Source organism: uncultured Cyclobacterium sp., assembly GCF_963976465.1.
Lineage (GTDB): Bacteria > Bacteroidota > Bacteroidia > Cytophagales > Cyclobacteriaceae > Cyclobacterium.
In genome coordinates this window covers 1-5,520 of the sequence record NZ_CAXBOC010000396.1, presented here as the reverse complement: position 1 = coordinate 5,520, position 5,520 = coordinate 1, and the positions used below count along the sequence as shown (strand labels likewise).

Annotated in this window: 4 protein-coding genes; 2 read left to right on the top strand and 2 right to left on the bottom strand. The window is 39.8% G+C overall.

The features are described from left to right. On the top strand, nucleotides 1-518 hold a 518-nt coding region (locus AAC037_RS18765), incomplete at its 5' end, for a group II intron maturase-specific domain-containing protein (protein ID WP_339904740.1). A gap of 101 nt (nucleotides 519-619) precedes the next feature. Here AAC037_RS18765 and AAC037_RS18760 read toward each other — a convergent pair. Continuing rightward, complete coding sequence (locus AAC037_RS18760; protein WP_339904738.1) at nucleotides 620-1,162, bottom strand: helix-turn-helix domain-containing protein; 543 nt, start codon at nucleotides 1,160-1,162, stop codon at nucleotides 620-622. Between the two features lie 481 nt (nucleotides 1,163-1,643). Next, on the bottom strand, nucleotides 1,644-4,196 hold the full coding sequence (locus AAC037_RS18755; RefSeq protein WP_339904736.1) for a phosphoenolpyruvate carboxylase: 2,553 nt from the start codon (nucleotides 4,194-4,196) through the stop codon (nucleotides 1,644-1,646). Nucleotides 4,197-4,439: 243 nt separating this feature from the next. Between AAC037_RS18755 and AAC037_RS18750 the strand changes: the two genes are divergently transcribed. Further along, nucleotides 4,440-5,520: proton-conducting transporter membrane subunit (locus tag AAC037_RS18750; RefSeq protein ID WP_339904735.1), on the top strand; the 1,081-nt coding region annotated here is incomplete at its 3' end.

The window sequence follows — 5,520 nt, the reverse complement described above, 5'->3', positions numbered from 1 at the left end:
AGAAAAGTGGCATCCGAAGACCCTCTAACTTCGAGCTGTTGGGACATGCATTTGTTCCGACATATAAGAAAGGGGACAAAGGAAAATACCAACTGGTGGTGAAAAAGAACAGTTGGGAGTCGCTCAAACGTAAGCTCAAGCAGATCACCAAGAAAACCAAACCGTACAGCTTCGAGGAAAGGTTGAAAAAGCTGGCTGAGGTCTGGCGGGGATGGGTGAATAATTACCGCCTTGCCAGTATCCACGTCAAGCTGAAAGCCATTGATGAATGGCTTAGAAACCGACTTCGATACTGTATCTGGCATGATTGGAAAAAGCCGGAGCGAAAACGTAAAAATCTTATTCAACTTGGGATTGACCAAGACCATGCTTACGCATGGAGCAGAACCAGAAAAGGGGGATGGGCGGTAGCTCAGAGTCCGATTCTGATTACTACGATCACTTTGTCACGCCTGAGAAGAAAAGGATATGAATCCATGCTTTCCTATTCCCTCAAAACGCAACCCATAATCCGGTGAACCGCCGTATACGAGACCCGTACGTACGGTGGTGTGAGAGCCTCAACCTGAGCTATTTGGCTCAGGTCGGGCTACTCGATTTGTGTGGTCGTACTTTATTTTCATCTTAGAATTTTAAATGCGGGCTTATAGTATACTTCTTTAATATTATTAATGCGTATTGAATTTACTGTAATCATTAACAAATTAAAGACGTATAATCCAATCATGAAAAGTGGTCCCATCCTCAGAATGAACCAAAATAAATAGGATATAAATACTACAATTGTCCATGTAATCTGAAAATTAATAATTGCTTTTCCAATTTTATCGACATTCTTAATTTTATCTTTTTTTGAAATCCATATCACTAATGGCACTAATACCCCTAAAATTGGAAAAACTAAAAAACTAAACTGTGTCAAACTTAATAGATTTACAATGGTATTATCTTCAACAATCTGCCAGTCCGTTATTTCATCTGGTGAAACATTAAAAGTCGATGCAAGTCTTTTAAGTGAATCACCTCGTGGCTCAGTTTCTCCGTTTTCAATTCGTTGAATTGTTCGCAAGCTTAAACCAGATTTTTCCGATAATTCCTCTTGTGAAATTCCTTTCCGATTTCTCAGTTCTTTAATTTTTTTTGCTAATTCGTTGTTCTTCATTTTTTTAGTTTTTAAAATTCAGAACAAATATAGATTCAGTTCTTATGGTTTGTTGCGTCATGCTTATGTCATTATTACGTCATTTGCGCTTTTAACATTGTGGGTGCTTTTTTTGTATGCCACACAACGTACGAATAAAGTGCACAGTGCACTTTATTCGTCTTCCACCTATCATTAAAACTAAGGAATAAATACTAATTAAAAAAACTAAAAACACTCTTTAAACTTACAATACACTCTTTTATTTTGCGAATAACTCACCTAACCAGGTTTTATTAAATATTTAATAGAACGGATACCTTAAAACCATCTTAGAACACCAAGGTCTAAGATGGTTAAAAACAAACCCCTATATTTTATTTACCTTCATTGGATACTATTAAAGCATCCTGAATTTAAATAGGAAGCATCAAGTATAGGTATAAAAAAAAGGCCACTGAAACAGTGGCCTTCTCTATTTATCAGAAAATTTCTAATGTCGTTATGCAGCATTTCTTGCGGCATTGATGATACCAAACATGGTCCTAAGGATCAGTTTTTGTAAAGCGGTATCTTCTTTTCCTTTATCCAAAATGGTCTGAATGGCATACTGCTGAATGGTGATCAACGGTAAAACAATTCTTTCCCTGATGGCTATGGACTGGTTACTTAGCGGACTGTCCTCCAGTAAATCAGTCATTCCTGCCACTGCGAGCACCTTTTCGTAAGATCTTTGGTACTCACTGTGCATCAGGTCCCAGAATCCTCCAAACTGAGGATCGTCCTTAAGATAAGCGGTAGCCGGATAAAAAGATTTTGCTAGGGACTGCATGGAGTTGCCCAATAAAGATCGGAAAAACAACGAGTCTTTGTACAGTTGCTGCACCTCTCCCAGCCTACCTTGCTTCTCAAGCTCCTCTATGGCTTTACCTACCCCAAAGAAACCGGGAATATTTTGCTTCATTTGCGCCCAGGCACCTACAAATGGTATGGCTCTAAGGTCTTCAAACTTCATGCTTCCTCCCTTGCTCCTTTTCACCGGTCTGGAACCAATATTGGTCATGCCGAAGAATTTCAAAGGCGTTACTTTTTCCAGATAGGGAACAAATTGCTTGTGATTTTTAAGTTCCTTATACGCATTATAACTGATATCCGCCATCTCATCGATAAGCGATTTTTGTTTCTCAGTCAGGCTATTTTCACTGGAAGGATACAAGTGACTTTCCATGCCAGCACTAAGTAGCTGCTCCAGATTGTAAGAACAGCTTACCGGTTTACCATAGTTGGCACTAATGGTTTGTCCCTGAATGGTGATCTGAATCTCACGGTTTTCCACATTAGGACCGAGAGAAGCATAGAAGTTATGGGTATTTCCACCACCTCGAGCAGGAGGTCCACCCCTGCCGTCAAAGAATATCACATCAATCCCCTCTTCTCTAGCCACTTTTGTAAGTTCTTCTTTGGCACGCAAAATGGACCAGTTGGCACGGATATAACCGCCGTCTTTGGTACCATCAGAAAAGCCCAACATGATGGACTGCTTGTTGCCACGCTTGCGCAGGTGATCCCTGTACACTTTATTGTTATAAAGCTTGGTCATCACCCCATGAGCTGCTGCCAAATCATCGATGGTTTCGAACAATGGTACAATATCAAGCGATAGGTCACCACCATCTGCCAACAACAATTTATTCATTTGATAAACCTCCAGCACATGCAGTACTGATTGGTTGTTGGAAATGATGTACCTGTGACAGCCCATTGGGCCGTTATTCTTCTGAATATAATTGATAGACTTGACACTTTCCAACATTTCTCTGTGAAAAGGTTCTTCAAGAGAACTGATCTCAGGCAATTTGTCTATCGAAAGGATTTTCTCAATTTTTGCTTCTTCATCACCTTTGTGGTAAGTTTCCAAAGCAGCTTTACCTTCACTTTTCTCTAATATTTCATCCCAAAGGGCATCGTGTTTTCTACTGTCTTGCCTTACATCCATGCTGGCAAAATGGAATCCAAAAACCCTTACTTTAAGGATAAACTCATCCAATAATTCTAGAGACAGGCCTCCATGTTCTTCAATAATGCCCTTTCTGGCTTCATATAAAACGTCAAGCAGATCATCCTTAGAATTAAAAATATCTCCATCTCCACCAAAAAGGGTATTGTAGATCCCCTTTTCTGCTTTGATCAGGTGACTCTCCACATTGTGGAAAGTGAGACGTCTTCGGACTTTACGAATGTCTCTATAGTAGCATTTCAGAATACTGTTCTGAAGTTTATCAGCTACTTTTTTGGTGATTTCATGTGTTACAAAAGGATTTCCGTCCCTATCACCTCCCGGCCAAAAGCCTACTTTCAGCAAATTGGGGTTTTCCCAATCGTGAAGGGGAATATTTAGCTGGTTGAGGACACGGATCATTATATCCGAAATACTTGGATAGAACACATATTCCAGAAACCAAGTAAGGCTGACTGCTTCCTCGTAGGGAGAAGGTTTCTCTTTATTAATAAAGGCTGTTTTGCCTAATTGACGAAGCAGAAGGTCTACATCTCCCAGGTCATTTTGCCGTATGGCTTGTTCTAGGTCAGTGATAATGGCCAGAACATTGCCGGGGTAAAACTGTGTAGGGTGTGCAGTTAAAGTTAATCGAACGGAAAAGTTTTTAAGCTTTTGTATAAGTTCGTCTTTTTTATGGTCGTTTTCTGCTCTCGCAATCAAGGCGGTCATGGTACCTTTGCCTTTGATATCGTTGAATTTTTCAAAGGAAGCATCTTCTATCGAATCAAATAATACCACTTGACGTTCGATATATTGTACCATTTTAAAGAGAAGGTCGTGCCTTTCTTCTTCAGATTTATCAGCCATCAATTCTTCAAAGAATTGGCGGATAATTTCCTTTGGCGTTTTATTTTTTTTAAACCCGTCTTGACATGCTTCAGACAAAATAGGTAACAAAGTACCTGTTCTGTAAATCTGGTCAAAAGGCAGGTCTAAAAATAGACTGTTATAAATCGTAAAACGCTTTGCGACTTCAGTCTCGTAGATGTTTGCCATGGTTGAAAAGGTTAGATTTAATCTTTGCAATATCTCAAAAATGCACATTTTTTTGCTTCAATGCATCAATTTTTTGTTATAATTTCTTATCGATATTACTCCTATATTATATTTTGCTTACTATCAGTACATTATTAATTCCATCAACTAACCGTTAATGGAAACGATTCGTTATCTCATGTCTAATCCTATAATTTTTTGTATTTTGGGCTTTCGTTAAACAAACTCATTAAATAATCGCTGATGTTGATTGCCGTAATTTCGGGATTTGTTTTTGCTTTAGTAATTCCCATGATCATGGGTAAACTGAAGGGAAAATCCACTATTTGGGTTGCTTTACTGCCGTTTTCTATATTTGGGTTTTTTCTTTCGAAACTCCCAATCCTATTGGCAGGAGATACCATAAAAGCCAGTTATCAATGGGTACCATCCATAGGAATCAACCTGGATTTCCACCTTGATGGCCTTTCCTTTCTTTTCGTGCTATTGATAAGCGGGATAGGCACCCTGGTCTTTGTTTATACTTCTTCCTATCTCAAAGGACACCCCTACCTCGATAGGTTTTATGCCTATCTTTCCATGTTTATGGCCTCCATGCTTGGCTTGGTACTTTCTGACAATATTTATGCCCTTTTTATTTTCTGGGAGCTAACCAGTATAAGTTCTTTCTTTTTAATTGGATTTAACAACGACAATCCCGATTCAAGAAAGTCAGCCATCACAGCTTTGGCCATCACCGGATTTGGTGGATTATTTTTGATGGCTGCCATGGTAGGCTTGGGACAAATCACCGGTACCTCACAAATTTCTGCTTTAATACCTCTTACCGACTCCATTCAATCTCATGAGCTCTATGGATGGGTTTTGGTGTTTTTATTTATTGCAGCTTTTACCAAGTCCGCTCAATTTCCGTTCCACTTTTGGTTGCCCGGCGCAATGAAAGCTCCAACACCTGTTTCAACCTACTTGCATTCAGCAACTATGGTAAAAGCAGGGATTTACTTGCTGGCCCGGTTTACCCCCGTCTTAGGAAACCATGAATGGTGGAACAGCACCTTGATCATTGTTGGGGCTATTACCATGACCTATGCGGCCATTCATGCTTTGTTTAGGCTAGACCTCAAGGGAATTCTGGCCTACTCCACCATTTCTGCATTAGGTATTCTGGTTTTCTTAATTGGTCTTGGCACCAAAGATGCTTTACTGGCAGCTGCGGTATTTATACTGGTACACGCCTTGTATAAAGCCACACTATTCCTGGTAACCGGCATTATCGATCACGAGACAGGCACCCGAGACATCCGCCAGCTGGGCGGTTTAAATA

What these genes read in the sequence shown, in the direction of transcription:
- AAC037_RS18760 (WP_339904738.1), bottom strand. Translation starts at nt 1,162, where the DNA reads ATGAAGAACAACGAATTAGCAAAAAAAATTAAAGAACTGAGAAATCGG.
- AAC037_RS18755 (WP_339904736.1), bottom strand. Translation starts at nt 4,196, where the DNA reads ATGGCAAACATCTACGAGACTGAAGTCGCAAAGCGTTTTACGATTTAT.